We start from the raw sequence: 14,690 nt of genomic DNA on the forward strand, positions 1-14,690 counted from the left end.
AACAAAAATGTATAATTAAAGAAAGCTTGCAGGAAAAAATTTTATTCGCAAGTCCCAATCTCATCCAGCCCTTAATCCCTAGAAAAATTTCCAACTTTAGACTGATGTTGTGCTTCGCTTATTTTTGTATGCTTATTTCAACGAGAACAGGACAAAAATTTGGAGGTATTATGATGAATGAAAAAAGTTTAGGGCGCGGATTTTTACTAACAATGTTAATCGGGGCAGTTTGTTTGATTTTTTCTTTGACCATTATTGGCAGTTTTTTAATTATCGCCGGCTTGTCGATTCAAGCGCTATGTTTATCCGCCAAGCGCGCAGCAGCTAAGAGAGTGTCCAGCATCCAACAAACGGAAAATGAGCGCGCCTATCAACATTTAATGTAAGGCGTGATTTCATCAATGCAATGTGAAATAGCCAACACAAATAGCCCAACACAAAAAGTCTCAGCTTGAAAGAACTATCATTTAATCATGGTAATTCTTTCAATAGCTGCGGCTTATTTTTTTCGACAAAAAATTACTTTTGTCACAAACTACCTTGCCAGAAAAATTTTTCTGTGGCAAAATAACCAAGGTATGCTTTCAGAAAAGTTTTCACAAAAGTTTCATAACTTTTTCACCGAAGCTTTCATACATTTTTCAGATGCGGATTTTCCTAAAATTTCCCAACTGAAAATGATTTTACGTGGCGCTTAGACGTCAAAAAAGGAGAGAATGATGAAAAAAATTTCTACAGTATTGGGTTTGGCCGCTAGTTTATTATTTTTAGCGAGTTGCGCCCCCGACCAACCAAAAGATTCCGCAAGTTCTAGCAGTTCAACTTCCACTAACGCTAGCACTACCGAAACTTCTGCTGAAGTAGCCAGTGGCGCGTCAGCGAAAACTTACAGCGATCCGTCCACGATGGAAGATCAATACGATATTATTATTGTCGGTTCTGGCGGCGCCGGAATGTCAGCGGCAATTGAAGCCAAAGATGCCGGGTTAAATCCTGTTATTTTTGAAAAAATGCCCGTCATTGGCGGGAACACGAATAAAGCTAGCTCTGGGATGAATGCTTCTGAGACGAAATTTCAAGCAGCAGAAGGAATTACTGATTCCAACCAAGCCTTTTTCGATGAAACGTTAGCAGGCGGACATGGGACCAATGATCAAGAAATGCTTCATTATTTTGTCGATAATTCTGCAGATGCCATTGATTGGCTGGATTCATTGGGGATTCGCCTCAATAATTTGACCATCACCGGCGGCATGAGCACCAAGCGGACCCATCGCCCTGAAGATGGATCGGCTGTGGGTGAATATCTCGTGACTGGTCTTTCAAAAAATGTGCAAGAGCGGGAAATTCCGATTTTTGTAAATTCCGACGTTCTTGGTTTAATTGAAAAAGATGATCAAGTTACCGGCATAGAAGTTTCCGTTGAAGGTCAAGATGCGAAAAAAATTAATGGGTCAGCTGTGATTGTGGCAACTGGTGGATACGGCGCCAATTCGGAAATGATCGAATCGGTTCGCTCTGATCTTAAAGGGGTGGTGACTACCAATCAAGAAGGTTCCACCGGCGATGGCATTAAAATGATTGAAGCAGTCGGCGGCTACACTGTCGACATGGATCAAATCCAAGTCCATCCAACCGTTCAACAAGACAAAGGTGTTCTAATTGGCGAAGCCGTTCGTGGTGAAGGGGCGATTTTAGTTGACGCTACTGGCAAACGGTTCGTTAATGAATTAGACACCCGCGACAATGTCACTGCGGCGATTAATAATTTGCCAGAAAAATCCGCCACGCTAATTTTTGATCAAGGCGTTAAAGACCGCGCCACGGCGATTGAATTTTACCAAGAGCAAGGTTACGTGGTAGAAGGGACGACCATCGAAGAACTCGCCGAGAAAATGGAAATGCCCGCTGCTAATTTAACAGCGACTTTAAGTACGTGGGATCAAGCCGTTAAAAATCAAGACGACGCTGAATTTGGTCGGACGACGGCGATGGAAAATGATCTAAGTCATGGTCCATTTTATGCCATCACTATTGCTCCAGGGATTCATTACACTATGGGTGGCGTGAAAATTAATACTAAAACTGAAGTTCTAAAAACTGACGGCAGTTCGATTCCGGCCTTATATGCAGCCGGTGAAGTTACTGGTGGCTTACACGGTGAAAATCGTATCGGCGGAAATTCTGTTGCTGAAATTATTATTTTTGGCCGACAAGCAGGCGTTCAAGCAGCCGAATATGTAAAAAATTTAAAATAAAAATTTTTAAGTAAACTTTGTAAACTGAAAAATTTCAATGTATCTGGCGGGCCGGCTCGGTTCGTCAGATTTTTTTTGCGAAAAAACTTTTCTTTGGCGGCAATTTATGCTAAGATAGGCTTGTTGTATTATGAAAATCAACTCTGACTCAGCAAATGATTCAGGGCAAAGGAGAGAAACACATGAAAGCAGAAATCCATCCAAATTACCAACCAGTTGTCTTTATGGACTCAACAACCGGCTTTAAATTTTTGTCCGGCTCTACCAAAAAATCTAACGAAACCGTTGAATGGGAAGATGGCAACACTTATCCATTGATCCGTGTCGAAGTAACTAGCGACTCTCATCCATTCTACACCGGCCGTCAAAAATTCACCCAAGCCGATGGACGTGTCGACCGTTTCAACAAAAAATACGGTCTCAAAGACGACAACGCTCAAGCAGCAGAATAATCAAAATATCGTTTCGGCGATGTTTAATTTTAAAGAAGACAGACCACAGAAAATTGTGGTCTGTCTTTTTTGTTACTATTTTTTTTCGACATCTTCTATCAGTAATTTTTTCCGTTGTAAAATAATTAAAAACAAATTTGAAAAAACGAGTAGGACGAGGCCACTATTAATAAAAATTGGGGAGGTGGCGAAATGGTCAAATAAAAAGCCGAAAACTAAAGTACCTAGGGGCATCAGAATCATGCTAATGGTACCGACTAATGAAAAAATGCGGCCTTGCATTTGAACAGGGACTTGTTTTTGCATAAAGGTGTAAGTTGGCGTGTTAATGAAGACAAGAATCACGCCGTTTGCCAGATTGAGTAAGAAAAAGAAAATAGTATTAGCATAATTGGTCCAATTAAATAGGGCCGGTACTCCAGTCAAAACCAGAATGACGGAAAGTAAGATAATATTTCTAACGGAAACTTTGATCGGATGGCTTTTTAAGACGAGACGGCTAAGTAATAAGCCGCCAAAAAACATGCCAAGAGCAAAACCTGACTCGGTTAGGCCGTATTGTTGGTCATTGATTTTCAAAACTTCGACTAATAAAAATGGTTGGCCAACATTGACGGCTCCGAAGATAAAGTTGATGCTCGGCGTAAAAATCATTAAAGCTAGCAGCAATTTTTGTGACCTCATGTATTTGAAGCCGGCGCTAAAATTTGACCAGACGGATTCTTTTTCTAGTAACGCGGAGTCTGATGTTACTTGGTTTCTTGCAGTATTTTCCATTGCGTCAATTACAACGGGACCATTTTCAGGTACGGAAATTTCAGTCAAATCAAACCGCAAACGCAAAACCGCCCACAATGCCAGAAGTTCGAAAATTATTTCCAAAAGGGCAAAGGTGTCAATGGGCACCCAAGTGTAAATTACGGCGCCAATAATCGGAGCTAAAAAAACGGCCAACGATTGAACGGATTGGTTTAAAGAATTTACTTGTTGCAGTTGTTCAGGATCGAATAATTGTACGAGGCTGGCGGTTAAAGCGGTGCTTAAAAAATTATCCGTCACTTGCAACACAATAATTAGCCCGATTAATTCAGGATAATAATGTTGGGGCATCGCCTTAAATAACCCAGCAAAAAGAAGGAGACCGAGGCTGGTGGCTATTTGGGCGGTGATAATAATTTTGCGGCGATTTTTGGTATCCACTAAAAAACCGACAAATGGCGTCAAAACCAAAGCAACAACGGGGCCGGTAATCATGGGAATACCCATACTTAAAGCCGATCCTGTTTGGCGCAAAATATATAAACCAATCGCAAAATTTAACATACCGGAGCCAAAAGTCCCGGCGAATTTTAAAATTAACATATAAATCATTTGAGGGGACCAATTTTTAGGGTGGATCATTTTACGTCACTTTCTTTCTGACCGGTGTTGGCCTGGTAGTTAAGGATTGCAAAGTTAGGCATTGTAAAATTCGTGAAAATTAGATATAGTGGATGACAATTTCGGCGACTTTTAAACGACCGGTTAAATATAAATGCGGGCCGGTTGCTGCAAGTTTGGGCGCATTTTTTTCGCTAAAATCAATCACGGAACTTTCCAACTGATTTTCAATTTGCCAATGATGAGGAACGTAAAGATCAATTTGTCCCACCAGACCGTTAATTTCTAATTGCGCGGAATCTTGGCTAATTGTGGTGGCATCAAAAAATATTTTAATTTCGCCAATGAACAGATTTACGTTGCCATAGCGAAAGTCATCGGATTGAATGTAACGAGTGGTGCTGCCGAAACGTTGGCTGATTTCAATAGTTTGTCCGTCAGCTGTTCTAGTACTTTTAAATTTTTTCTTGGCGCTAGTCGAGAATGTCTGATCGAATTGGGTCCAGTCATCATTATCGTCGTCGTCTTTTTGCATGAAATCCTCATCGAAAACATCATCGAAATCTCCATCATCTTCGTCGTCAATAAACTCATCCTCATCTTCTACTTCATGATGGGAAACACTAGCGACAAATTGGTGGCGATTTTTAGATTGTCTTTTGCGTTTAAGTGGTGCAAAAAGTAAATTCAAACCGACAGCCACCAGTAAAGCGGCCAAAAGAATTGTCCACGGCACTAAATTTTCAATGCCCAAGTTTTTTGCGTGTAAAATTGCCAAAAATCCAAGTGAAAAGCTAAAGCCACCAAAGTTTAGATGGAATAGACTTTTTAAAGTCGTTGTTGCCAGAATTAAAGTCAATAATCCAGTCCAAAAACCAATTTTCAAATCAAACCAATCAAGTTGTTGGCCGACTAGAACAATGGCGCTAGCCACCAAAAAGATGCCCAAAAACCAATTGTCCGCTGTTTTATTTTTCATTTAATTGCCTTCTTTCTTCTGATTTTTCCCGAAATGCACGATAGTATCGACGTGCCACGTAAATTTGTTTGTGGCTATTTTGAAACGAAACCAAACAATTGGAAAGAGAACGAGTGATGGCAGAAACTTGCGGCAAAGAAACGAGAGCAGATTTTGAAATCTGCATGAAAGTTCCCGGCAGTTGATCGGCCATTTTATAAAGTGGCAGGCGACTTTCATAAATCGCTTCACGAGTGTGCACATTTAGCCGACGCTCGTTCGTTTCAATAAAGAGGATCTCACTTATCGGCAAAAAATATTCCCGTTCATTTAAAAAAACAGCGATTGTTTGCGGAGTTTTCACTGGCGAATAAATTTCAGAAAGGTGCGGGTTATTGGGATGGACGTGGAGGATAATGTCATTGGGCGGGATAGTTTCATCTAAAATAATTTCAACACTCATTTTTTCTCCTCCTTTAATAAGTATTAAACGCTAAAATAACGGCCTTGACAATAGGCTACGTCCCAACGGTCAAAAAATCCGCGTGAAAGGTTCACCAAATAAAAATACACCGACCAAATGACTTCGGCGGGGTGTATTTAAAGTTTGCTTATAGCTAGCATTAATCTAGCGTTAATGGCTGTTTTCTTCTTTTATTTAGCTCCGTAAAAGGCCTTAATAAATAGAGCCAGGTGTTCTTGATCATTTATTGAGAGCTGGCCAATTTTTTTAATTTTTAATTGGTTCAAGTCAATTGTTTTAGCAGCACCAATATCAATCCATGATTTCTTTTTCAAGCCAGCTTCTTCCCAATTTTGGATTTGATAATATTGTTTTTTAATGTGTTTCGATTTGCTTTCATACTGAGAAGTTATTTTAAAAACATGGACTAATTCGTTCTCTTTGGCAATGAGCAGAACAGGCCGTATCTTTCCTGTATTCAGCTGATTTGAAAAGGGAAGATAGCCGATAAAGATGTCATTTTTATTCATCATCATCGAGCCAGTCGTTAAGTTCCTCTAAGCTATGTGCATGAGTTGTTGGTACTAACTCGATAGCAGAAGCTAGCTGAAGCGTAATTTTTTCTTCTTTAGTCAGCGCCAAATCAAAGGGAATCGCGCCTTTTGCGGCTACACGTTTATAAAGTGCCGTAATGAGAACAGTGGGGTTCATTCCTAAAGATTTTAGAACGCTATCTACATCAGATGCTAAAGTTCGATCGATATTTACTTGAATTTTTTTCTTTTTTTCTTTTGTTTCCATAACAATCACCTCTTACTCATATTATACTCCTAAAGAGATGCTTTTTGAATGAAAATAGCTTAAATAAATTATTTTTATAGTTTAGTTTTTAAGACATCGTTGAAAAAACATTCTATCAGAGCACACCAAAAAACGCCTACCGTCTGGAATCGGTGGGCGTTTTTATAAGCAGTAATCATTCATTGGTGAAACTCACTCCTTAAGCAAATTTTTTTAATGCGCGAACTGCTTGTTCAATGGTAATACCTGAGGCGGATTTGGCTTCGTCGTTTTTATCTAATACGATAAAAAGATTATTTGCTAAATCGAACATCACACGGTATTCCAAAAGATTGTTTTTAAAAGTCATCTTAAATCTCCTTTCTAGTGTTTCGAAAGGTAACGATAACGTTCATAACGAAATTCCTTAATCAGTATAGCACATTTGTTCGCCTAATTCAAATGGAGCCAACAAAGTGTCGTTTAACTTAAGAAAAAAGCAAAGACTCGACAGATTTTCTGCCGAGTCTTCCTACAACTTGATTGACGGTGTCTCAGGAGCAACGGCTAGGAAAATAGATAAAACTTCCGGCGAATTTTCAATTCGTCCTCGGTTTTTCTAATTTTCTACGCCGTTACCGCTCCTTTGACATCCTTATCCAAAGATTTGTAGTGCTTTTGGTGTTTTAGTAAATGGAATGCAGCCATCTTTTGTGACGGTGACGCAATCTTCAATCCGCACGCCAACTTTACCGGGGATGTAAATGCCTGGTTCTAGTGAGAAGCACATGCCTTCTTCTAAAACTAAATCATTTCCTTCTACTAAAGAGGGAAATTCATGAACAGTAGTCCCGATGCCGTGGCCGAGGCGGTGATTGAAATATTCACCATAGCCGTACGAGTCAATCGTATTGCGGGCTACTTGATCTAATTTTTCTGCAGTAATGCCTGGCCGAACAGCGGCTTGGGCATTGAGTTGTGCTTCAAGACAAATTTGGTGAATTTTCCGGTCAAAATCATTTGGTTCTTTAAAACTAACGGTCCGCGTAGCATCACTACAATAACCTTTCCAAACAACCCCAAGATCAAACAAGACAAATTTATTTTCTTCTAGGACGGTGCTGCCAGGATTGCCGTGAGGTTTAGCCGCGTTGGCACCACTTAAAACAATCGTGTCAAAGCTCATTTGAGCGACACCGCGTTTTTTCAGTTGATATTCAATTTCAGCTACAACTTCGCTTTCGGTGGCACCGGCTTTAATCGCTGAAAAACCAATTTCAAAGGCGACGTCGGCCCATGATCCAGCTTCCAATAATAAAGAAATTTCTTCTGGCGTTTTCACCAATTGTAATTTTTGAATAACCGGCGTCAGATCTGCTGAAAAATCGGCGGAAAAATAACTGGTGAACAATTCGTAGTTTTTCAAAGTCAGTGAACCTTTTTCAAAGGCAAATTTATTTAAAAAATGGCTCCGTTTTTTAATGGTATCGGCAATGATTTGATATGGATTTTCAGAATCGAGATAACCGAAAATTTCATAAGGCCAACCACTTTCGCCTGCCGCTTCAACTTCTAAAGCCGGTGTGAACAAGAAAGGCTCGCCTAGTTGGGGCACAAAGAGGGCCAAAATCCGTTCATGGGGTTCAGAATGATAGCCGGAAAAATAAGCAATGTGACCAGGATCGCTCAAGTAAGCCCAGTCAATTTCATTGGCTCGTAAATGTGCCTGCAGTTCATTTAATTTATTTTGATTCATCAAAAGACCTCCTGATTTTTTATGGTGATAAAATATGTCTTAAGCATAGCACTTTTTCATAAATTTGCCGAAAAAAATGGGCGGAAATATGAATTTTTTCTGAAAACGACATAAAGCGCTTGCGAAAACGGTTCTTTTTTGTTACTATTTTCATTGAAAGAAACTTTCAGAAATCATTTTCAAGTAGAGGAGAAAAGAAAGATGATTGATAAACAAACTATAACTATTTATGACGTTGCTCGTGAAGCTGGCGTGTCCATGGCCACTGTATCGCGCGTGGTCAACGGCAACCCTAATGTGAAACCAGCGACACGCAAAAAAGTATTAGACGTAATTGAACGTTTAGATTACCGGCCAAATGCGGTAGCTCGGGGACTAGCCAGCAAAAAAACTACGACTGTCGGCGTATTAATTCCAGATGTTTCCAATATGTTTTTTGCTTCATTGGCGCGGGGGATTGACGACGTGGCTACCATGTACAAATACAATATTATTTTAGCTAACTCAGATTCTAACGATGAAAAAGAAATCAACGTGTTGAACACGTTATTAGCTAAACAAGTGGATGGAATTATTTACATGGGCCATCACATCACTGACCAATTGCGCTCAGAATTTTCCCGTTCTCGGACGCCGGTTGTTTTGGCTGGAACGGTTGATCCTAAAAATGAATTAGGTTCAGTTAACATTAATTACGAAACAGCGACTAGCGATGCGATTAATCTTTTGGCTGACAATGGCAATAAAAAAATTGCTTTTGTTTGCGGCGAATTAGCTGATCCAATTAATCATGAAAGTCGTTTAATTGGTTATAAAAATGCTTTAGCTAGCAAAAATTTGGAATACGATGATGCTTTAGTTTTTGAAAGTTCATTAACTTTTAAAGATGGTGTAAAACTATCTGAACAAATTTTAGCAAGTGGCGCAACGGCGGCATTTATCACTGATGATGAGTTGGCTTTAGGCGTGCTAGACGGCGTGTTAGACAAAGGCGTGAAAGTGCCAGAAGAATTCGAAGTAATTACTTCCAACAATTCCTTGTTAACCGAAGTCTCACGTCCAAAAATGACTTCCATCACGCAACCTTTGTATGACTTAGGTGCCGTATCGATGCGTTTGTTAACAAAATTAATGAACAAAGAAGAGACCGACGAAAATGTCGTTGTCTTACCTTACGGATTAGAAGAAAAAGGATCAACGAAAAAATAAGGTTGTCAAAAAAGCGGGTTGCCTCGTAGGAAAATAGTAAAATGGTGAATGATTGCAACGCAATCAGAAGGCATTTTGTCTTTTTCCCTAGAGGCAGCTCTTTTGACACCGTCAATAAGATTGTTGAAAAATAAAAAATCCATCACTGGAATTTCTGGTGATGGATTTTTTTTAAAAATTTTAAGATTAAAAGGTTTACATTCTTTAGTAAAAGTTTTACAATAAGTTTACTAAATAAATTTAAGAGGTGACATGATGAAAGATTTACAAGAAATTTTCACAGCAAGATTTGGAGAAGGATCAAAACCAACAGATTTTTTCTCGCCAGGACGAATTAATTTAATTGGCGAACACACAGATTACAATGGCGGTCACGTTTTTCCAGCGGCGATTACTTTAGGCACTTATGGTGTGGCGCGTCGTCGTGACGATCAAAAGATTCGTTTGTACTCAGAAAATTTTGCTGATCTTGGCGTGATTGAATTTTCTTTAGACGATTTAAATTACAAAAAAGAAGACAACTGGGCAAATTATGCTAAAGGAATGGTAAAATATTTACTAAGCGACGATTTTGCCATCGACTCCGGTTTTGAAGTGGCATTATGGGGCAATATTCCAAACGGTGCCGGCCTTTCGTCATCGGCTTCACTTGAATTATTAATCGGCGTGATTTTGCAAGAATTATTCGTTCTTCCTACTACGCGCTTGCAATTAATTTTAACTGGGAAACGAGTTGAAAATGAATTTATCGGCGTGAATTCCGGTATTATGGATCAATTTGCCATTGGTATGGGCAAAGCAAACCACGGAATTTTTCTTGACACCAATACGCTGGATTATGAAATGGTACCGGTGGAACTTGGCGAGTATGTCGTTTGCATTATGAATACTAACAAGCGTCGCGAGTTGGCCGATTCCAAATACAATCAACGTCGCGCCGAATGTGAAGAAGCGCTGAAACGTCTGAAAAAAGAATTGCCGATTGATTCTCTTGGTGCTTTAGATGAAGAAACGTTTGAAAAAAATACCGGCTTAATCGGGGATGAAGTTTTAATCAAACGGGCTCGTCATGCCGTTTACGAAAATCAACGGACCATTCAAGCAAAAAATGCTTTAACTTCTGGCGATTTGGAAACATTTGGCAAATTATTAAATGAATCCCACGCTTCTTTGAAAAATGATTACGAGGTGACCGGCTTAGAATTAGACACATTAGCTGAAACCGCACAAAAAGTTCCTGGCGTTTTAGGCGCGCGGATGACCGGCGCTGGATTTGGCGGGTGCGCCATTGCTTTAGTTCATCACGATCACTATCAAGATTTAACTGACGCAGTTGGCAAAAAATATTTGGATACAGTCGGTTATGCGGCTGATTTTTATGAAGCAAAAATTGGCGATGGCACCAAAAAGTTGTAAGATAAATTGAATGAAAGATCTTAAACAATGTTTGAATGATAGACGGTGTGTTTTGAACAATGACTAGGAAAATAGATACCATGACTTCTGCCTGCTTGGCAGTCATACACCATGGTCCTAATTTTCTACGTCATTAACCGTTCAAAACACAACCTTATTCACGGTGTCTCAGGCGCAATGGTTAGGAGATTAGATAAAATTTTTAAAAATCCGAGTTCGGGATTTTCGAAAAATTTTCCTAAATCTCTACACCATTAAGCGCGCCTTTGACAACCTTATTCACGGTGTCTCAGGCGCAATGGTTAGGAGATTAGATAAAATTTTTAAAAATCCAAGTTCAGGATTTTCGAAAAATTTTCCTAAATCTCTACACCATTAATCGCGCCTTCGACAACCTTATTAGAGGAGGAATTATTTTGACAATTTTAGTATTGGGTGGGGCTGGGTATATTGGTTCACACGCTGTGGATCAATTGATCGGCAAAAATTATGATGTAGCGGTTATCGACAATCTCGTGACTGGTCATCGCAAAGCAATCAACAAAAAAGCGCGCTTTTATGAAGGGGATATTCGCGACAAGACCTTTATGCAAAAAGTTTTCTCAACAGAAAAAATTGAAGCTGTGATGCATTTTGCAGCATTTTCTTTAGTTGGCGAATCTGTAGATAAACCTTTAAAATATTTCAACAACAATGTTTACGGGATGCAAATTTTGCTAGAAGTGATGAAAGAATTCGAAGTTAAAAATATTATTTTCTCGTCAACGGCGGCAACTTACGGCGAACCAACGGAAAATCCAATTACCGAATTAACACCAACTAATCCGAAAAATCCTTATGGCGAATCAAAATTAATGATGGAAAAAATGATGAAGTGGTCCCACTTGGCATATGGCATGAATTATGTTGCCTTGCGTTATTTCAACGTGGCTGGCGCCAAAGCCGACTCAACAATTGGGGAAGATCACGATCCAGAAACCCATCTTGTTCCGATTATTTTGCAAACAGCATTAGGCCAACGTTCCGTCATGAAAATTTTCGGGGACGATTATGATACGCCAGATGGCACTTGCATTCGTGATTATGTGCAAGTTACTGATTTAATTGCGGCTCATATTTTAGCGCTAGAATATTTGAAAAATGGTGGCGAATCGACTGCCTTTAATCTTGGCAGCGCCCAAGGTTACTCCGTAAAAGAAATGGTGGAAGCTGCACGCGAAGTCACTGGTAGAGAAATTCCAGTGGAAATCGTTGCTCGCCGTGCCGGAGATCCGAGTCGTTTAGTGGCTAGTCCTAAAAAAGCGAAAGAAATTTTAGGATGGAAACCTGAGTATCAAGACGTTAAAGATATTATTCAAACCGCTTGGAATTGGCATTTGTCACACCCAGCCGGCTACGATGATAAATAGGAAGGAAGATTTCATGTCCATTAGTCAAACGATCGCCGATTTTGTAACCGTCGCTATTGAAAATGGCGGCTATATGGAAATGGATCGACTTTATTTACAAAATAAAGTGCTAGGTCTGATCGGTGAAACAACTTTTGAACCCAGCCAACCAAAAGGCGCTGGCGTGGAAGTTGCGCCATTAATTACTGCATTATTAAATCAAGCTATCGAAAATAAAGTCGTCGGAAAAACGGCGAGCGCCCAAGATGTTTTGGTCGCGCAACTGACTGACCTTATGACGCCGCCACCTTCTGTTGTGAATGCTTTATTTGCTGAACATTATCACCATTCACCGGAAGACGCCACGAATTATTTCTTCGATTTATCCCAGAAAAATGATTACATTAAAACTGCGGCGATTGCTAAAAATATTATTTTTCCAGCAAAAACAGAATACGGCGACCTTGAAATTACAATTAATTTGTCGAAACCTGAAAAAGACCCTAAAGAAATCGCCGCAGCCAAAACGGCGCCGGCTCATGTCTATCCAAAATGTCTTTTATGTATGGAAAATGAAGGCTATTTAGGTGGCGGAGCAGCCAATTATCCGGCCCGCACAAATCACCGCTTGATCCGGTTGAATTTGCAAGGGGAGAGTTGGGGTTTCCAGTATTCGCCCTATGCTTATTACAACGAGCATTGCATTATCTTGGCCGAAGAGCATCGCCCAATGAAAATTAACGAAGACACTTTCCGTCGCTTACTGGAAATTGTCCAAGTTTTTCCTCATTATTTTGTGGGTTCTAACGCTGATTTGCCGATTGTGGGCGGATCAATTCTTAGCCACGATCATTATCAAGGGGGCCATCATGAGTTTCCAATGCAAAAAGCTGCAGCCGAAAAAAGTTATACTTTGACGGAATTTCCTGATGTTTCTTTAGAAAAAGTTCGCTGGCCCATGAGTGTCTTGCGCCTCCGTTCTGAAAATAAAGACCATCTGATTCAAGTGGCTAGCCATATTTTAACCAAATGGAAAAATTATTCTGATCCATCTGTCGACGTTCGGGCTTATTCTGGCGATGGCACCCGCCATCACACGGTCACACCGATTGCTCGCAAAGTTGGTAAGAATTTTGAAATGGATATTGTCTTGCGGGACAATAATATTTCGGCGGAATTTCCTGATGGGATTTTCCATCCACATCCTGACGTGCAACATATTAAAAAAGAAAATATCGGCCTAATTGAAGTGTTAGGACTGGCTATTTTGCCACCGCGTTTGAAAGATGAATTAGCTGAAGTGGAAAAATATTTACTAAGTGAAAAAAATCAAATCGCCGCAATCCATGTACCATGGGCGGAAGAAATTTCCAAAAAATACGCGACGATTACTTCAGAAAATGTTGAAAAAATTGTTCAAGCTGAAGTGGGCGCAGTCTTTTGCCGCGTCTTAGAAGATGCCGGCGTCTTTAAACGCGATGAACAAGGTGAAGCTGCTTTTGAAAAATTCATTGCAACACTGTAAAAATAAGATTTGCAAAAAGGAGGAAATCTGATGGCCACCATTAAAGATATCGCCGAAAATGCCGGTGTGTCTTCAGCAACGGTTTCCCGCGTATTAAATTACGACAAAGATTTATCAGTGACTGAAGAAACGAAGCAGAAAATTTTTGAAGCCGCCGAAGCTTTAAATTACACGAAACATTTGAAAAATATTCGCAACGTGCAAGCTTCACTTTTGTTGGTCCAATGGTATAACACGCAAGAAGAACTGGAAGATTTGTATTATTTGGCGATTCGTTTGGGGATTGAAAAAAAAGCTCAAGAATTGGGATTTTCCATTACTCGTTGGACTTGGGATGAAGCAGCGTTACCGGAGAAAAATTTTGACGGCGTGTTAACATTAGGCAAATTTGATCAAGCGCAACTGGCGAAATTAAGTCGCTTGAGCGAAAATTTTTTAGTAGTCGATTTTGATGGATATCAGTACGGCTATAACGCATTGATGATAGATTTTCAACAAGGCGTGGAGCAAGCGTTGAATTGTTTAGCCCAAACCTCTGCGCAAACAGTGGGAATTTTGGCTGGTGAAGAAAAAACCGCCGCTGGTCAAACACCATTGACTGATCCTCGCTTAGATTATTTTTTAAGTGAGGTTCCTTCCACTCGTTTTCAAAAAAGTGATGTAGCATTAAGCGCGCCATTTACTATTAATGGTGGCTTTAATGCCGTGAAAAATTATTTAACTGACGGGGGCAAAATGCCTGGCGCTTTATTTTGTGCCAGCGACGCCTTAGCGTTGGGCGCTTTAAAAGCTCTCCAAGAAGCAGGAATTGCCGTGCCTGATGAAGTTGCGGTGGTGGGATTCAATGACGTCTCAGTGGCAAAATACGTCACGCCGCCGCTTTCCACAGTCAAAGTTCACACCGAGTGGCTAGGGGAGATGGCGATTTCTGTTATGCAAGAATTATTAACCGAAAATCCGCCCGTTGCTAGAAAAATTATTGTTGGAACCACCTTTGTTAAACGAAAATCAGCATAAAAAAAATCGCTAGATGACGAAAATTGTCATTTAGCGATTTTTTTATCGGGTTGCGCTTATTTTAACGGGCAAATTTCTTGCAAGGTCT

At 40.0% G+C, this 14,690-nt stretch carries 16 protein-coding genes; 9 read left to right on the forward strand and 7 right to left on the reverse strand.

What is annotated here, in order from left to right; all coding sequences use genetic code 11:
- The first annotated feature begins 170 nt into the window (after positions 1 to 170).
- The 3 genes from BQ5341_RS05100 to BQ5341_RS05115 all read left to right on the forward strand — a co-directional run bounded on the left by BQ5341_RS05100 (position 171) and on the right by BQ5341_RS05115 (position 2,710).
- Positions 171 to 386 carry a hypothetical protein gene (locus BQ5341_RS05100; RefSeq protein WP_158661742.1) on the forward strand — a complete coding sequence of 72 codons (216 nt, stop codon included), beginning with the start codon at positions 171 to 173 and terminating at the stop codon, positions 384 to 386.
- A gap of 333 nt (positions 387 to 719) precedes the next feature.
- Positions 720 to 2,258 (forward strand): flavocytochrome c, encoded by a 1,539-nt coding sequence (locus BQ5341_RS05110; protein WP_205408749.1) that lies wholly within the window; start codon positions 720 to 722, stop codon positions 2,256 to 2,258.
- Positions 2,259 to 2,440: 182 nt separating this feature from the next.
- Complete coding sequence (locus tag BQ5341_RS05115; protein WP_071130967.1) at positions 2,441 to 2,710, forward strand: type B 50S ribosomal protein L31; 270 nt, start codon at positions 2,441 to 2,443, stop codon at positions 2,708 to 2,710.
- A 75-nt stretch (positions 2,711 to 2,785) separates the two neighbouring features.
- Here the strand turns inward: BQ5341_RS05115 and BQ5341_RS05120 are convergent, their stop codons facing one another.
- The 7 genes from BQ5341_RS05120 to BQ5341_RS05145 all read right to left on the reverse strand — a co-directional run bounded on the left by BQ5341_RS05120 (position 2,786) and on the right by BQ5341_RS05145 (position 8,047).
- Positions 2,786 to 4,081, reverse strand: coding sequence for an MFS transporter (locus BQ5341_RS05120; RefSeq protein ID WP_158661743.1), 1,296 nt, complete (start codon positions 4,079 to 4,081; stop codon positions 2,786 to 2,788).
- Between the two features lie 109 nt (positions 4,082 to 4,190).
- Positions 4,191 to 5,069 carry a LiaF transmembrane domain-containing protein gene (locus tag BQ5341_RS05125; protein ID WP_071130969.1) on the reverse strand — a complete coding sequence of 293 codons (879 nt, stop codon included), beginning with the start codon at positions 5,067 to 5,069 and terminating at the stop codon, positions 4,191 to 4,193.
- Positions 5,059 to 5,511, reverse strand: coding sequence for a LytTR family DNA-binding domain-containing protein (locus BQ5341_RS05130; RefSeq protein WP_071130970.1), 453 nt, complete (start codon positions 5,509 to 5,511; stop codon positions 5,059 to 5,061). The genes BQ5341_RS05125 and BQ5341_RS05130 overlap by 11 nt, the downstream gene beginning before the upstream one ends.
- A 191-nt stretch (positions 5,512 to 5,702) precedes the next feature.
- Positions 5,703 to 6,047: a type II toxin-antitoxin system PemK/MazF family toxin gene (locus BQ5341_RS05135; protein WP_083378613.1), complete on the reverse strand. Its 345-nt coding sequence runs from the start codon at positions 6,045 to 6,047 to the stop codon at positions 5,703 to 5,705.
- On the reverse strand, positions 6,034 to 6,312 hold the full coding sequence (locus tag BQ5341_RS05140) for a type II toxin-antitoxin system RelB/DinJ family antitoxin (protein ID WP_071130971.1): 279 nt from the start codon (positions 6,310 to 6,312) through the stop codon (positions 6,034 to 6,036). The genes BQ5341_RS05135 and BQ5341_RS05140 overlap by 14 nt, the downstream gene beginning before the upstream one ends.
- Positions 6,313 to 6,511: 199 nt before the next feature.
- A complete protein-coding gene (locus BQ5341_RS10570) occupies positions 6,512 to 6,661 on the reverse strand; it encodes a hypothetical protein (RefSeq protein WP_162840223.1) in 150 nt (49 codons plus the stop codon).
- Between the two features lie 285 nt (positions 6,662 to 6,946).
- A complete protein-coding gene (locus tag BQ5341_RS05145) occupies positions 6,947 to 8,047 on the reverse strand; it encodes an aminopeptidase P family protein (RefSeq protein WP_071130972.1) in 1,101 nt (366 codons plus the stop codon).
- Positions 8,048 to 8,251: 204 nt separating this feature from the next.
- On the opposite strand from BQ5341_RS05145, the gene ccpA reads away from it, so the two are divergent.
- From ccpA to BQ5341_RS05170, 6 genes are all read left to right on the forward strand, one after another.
- Positions 8,252 to 9,256 (forward strand): catabolite control protein A, encoded by a 1,005-nt coding sequence (gene ccpA / locus BQ5341_RS05150; RefSeq protein ID WP_071131878.1) that lies wholly within the window; start codon positions 8,252 to 8,254, stop codon positions 9,254 to 9,256.
- Between the two features lie 48 nt (positions 9,257 to 9,304).
- Positions 9,305 to 9,481, forward strand: a complete 177-nt coding sequence (locus tag BQ5341_RS10490; protein ID WP_158661744.1) for a hypothetical protein — start codon at positions 9,305 to 9,307, stop codon at positions 9,479 to 9,481.
- Between the two features lie 27 nt (positions 9,482 to 9,508).
- A complete protein-coding gene (locus BQ5341_RS05155) occupies positions 9,509 to 10,672 on the forward strand; it encodes a galactokinase (protein ID WP_071130973.1) in 1,164 nt (387 codons plus the stop codon).
- A 416-nt stretch (positions 10,673 to 11,088) separates the two neighbouring features.
- Positions 11,089 to 12,081 (forward strand): UDP-glucose 4-epimerase GalE, encoded by a 993-nt coding sequence (galE, locus tag BQ5341_RS05160; protein WP_071130974.1) that lies wholly within the window; start codon positions 11,089 to 11,091, stop codon positions 12,079 to 12,081.
- A 13-nt stretch (positions 12,082 to 12,094) separates the two neighbouring features.
- Positions 12,095 to 13,585 carry a UDP-glucose--hexose-1-phosphate uridylyltransferase gene (gene galT, locus BQ5341_RS05165; RefSeq protein ID WP_071130975.1) on the forward strand — a complete coding sequence of 497 codons (1,491 nt, stop codon included), beginning with the start codon at positions 12,095 to 12,097 and terminating at the stop codon, positions 13,583 to 13,585.
- 30 nt (positions 13,586 to 13,615) lie between these two features.
- Positions 13,616 to 14,602: a LacI family DNA-binding transcriptional regulator gene (locus BQ5341_RS05170; RefSeq protein ID WP_071130976.1), complete on the forward strand. Its 987-nt coding sequence runs from the start codon at positions 13,616 to 13,618 to the stop codon at positions 14,600 to 14,602.
- Positions 14,603 to 14,690 lie beyond the last annotated feature (88 nt).

The sequence above is a fragment of the Enterococcus timonensis genome, assembly GCF_900104595.1.
Taxonomy (GTDB): Bacteria; Bacillota; Bacilli; order Lactobacillales; family Enterococcaceae; genus Enterococcus_J; species Enterococcus_J timonensis.

What these genes read in the sequence shown, in the direction of transcription:
- BQ5341_RS05100 (WP_158661742.1), top strand. Translation starts at nt 171, where the DNA reads ATGATGAATGAAAAAAGTTTAGGGCGCGGATTTTTACTAACAATGTTA.
- BQ5341_RS05110 (WP_205408749.1), top strand. Translation starts at nt 720, where the DNA reads ATGAAAAAAATTTCTACAGTATTGGGTTTGGCCGCTAGTTTATTATTT.
- BQ5341_RS05115 (WP_071130967.1), top strand. Translation starts at nt 2,441, where the DNA reads ATGAAAGCAGAAATCCATCCAAATTACCAACCAGTTGTCTTTATGGAC.
- BQ5341_RS05120 (WP_158661743.1), bottom strand. Translation starts at nt 4,081, where the DNA reads ATGATTTATATGTTAATTTTAAAATTCGCCGGGACTTTTGGCTCCGGT.
- BQ5341_RS05125 (WP_071130969.1), bottom strand. Translation starts at nt 5,069, where the DNA reads ATGAAAAATAAAACAGCGGACAATTGGTTTTTGGGCATCTTTTTGGTG.
- BQ5341_RS05130 (WP_071130970.1), bottom strand. Translation starts at nt 5,511, where the DNA reads ATGAGTGTTGAAATTATTTTAGATGAAACTATCCCGCCCAATGACATT.
- BQ5341_RS05135 (WP_083378613.1), bottom strand. Translation starts at nt 6,047, where the DNA reads ATGATGATGAATAAAAATGACATCTTTATCGGCTATCTTCCCTTTTCA.
- BQ5341_RS05140 (WP_071130971.1), bottom strand. Translation starts at nt 6,312, where the DNA reads ATGGAAACAAAAGAAAAAAAGAAAAAAATTCAAGTAAATATCGATCGA.
- BQ5341_RS10570 (WP_162840223.1), bottom strand. Translation starts at nt 6,661, where the DNA reads ATGACTTTTAAAAACAATCTTTTGGAATACCGTGTGATGTTCGATTTA.
- BQ5341_RS05145 (WP_071130972.1), bottom strand. Translation starts at nt 8,047, where the DNA reads ATGAATCAAAATAAATTAAATGAACTGCAGGCACATTTACGAGCCAAT.
- BQ5341_RS10490 (WP_158661744.1), top strand. Translation starts at nt 9,305, where the DNA reads ATGATTGCAACGCAATCAGAAGGCATTTTGTCTTTTTCCCTAGAGGCA.
- BQ5341_RS05155 (WP_071130973.1), top strand. Translation starts at nt 9,509, where the DNA reads ATGATGAAAGATTTACAAGAAATTTTCACAGCAAGATTTGGAGAAGGA.
- galT (WP_071130975.1), top strand. Translation starts at nt 12,095, where the DNA reads ATGTCCATTAGTCAAACGATCGCCGATTTTGTAACCGTCGCTATTGAA.
- BQ5341_RS05170 (WP_071130976.1), top strand. Translation starts at nt 13,616, where the DNA reads ATGGCCACCATTAAAGATATCGCCGAAAATGCCGGTGTGTCTTCAGCA.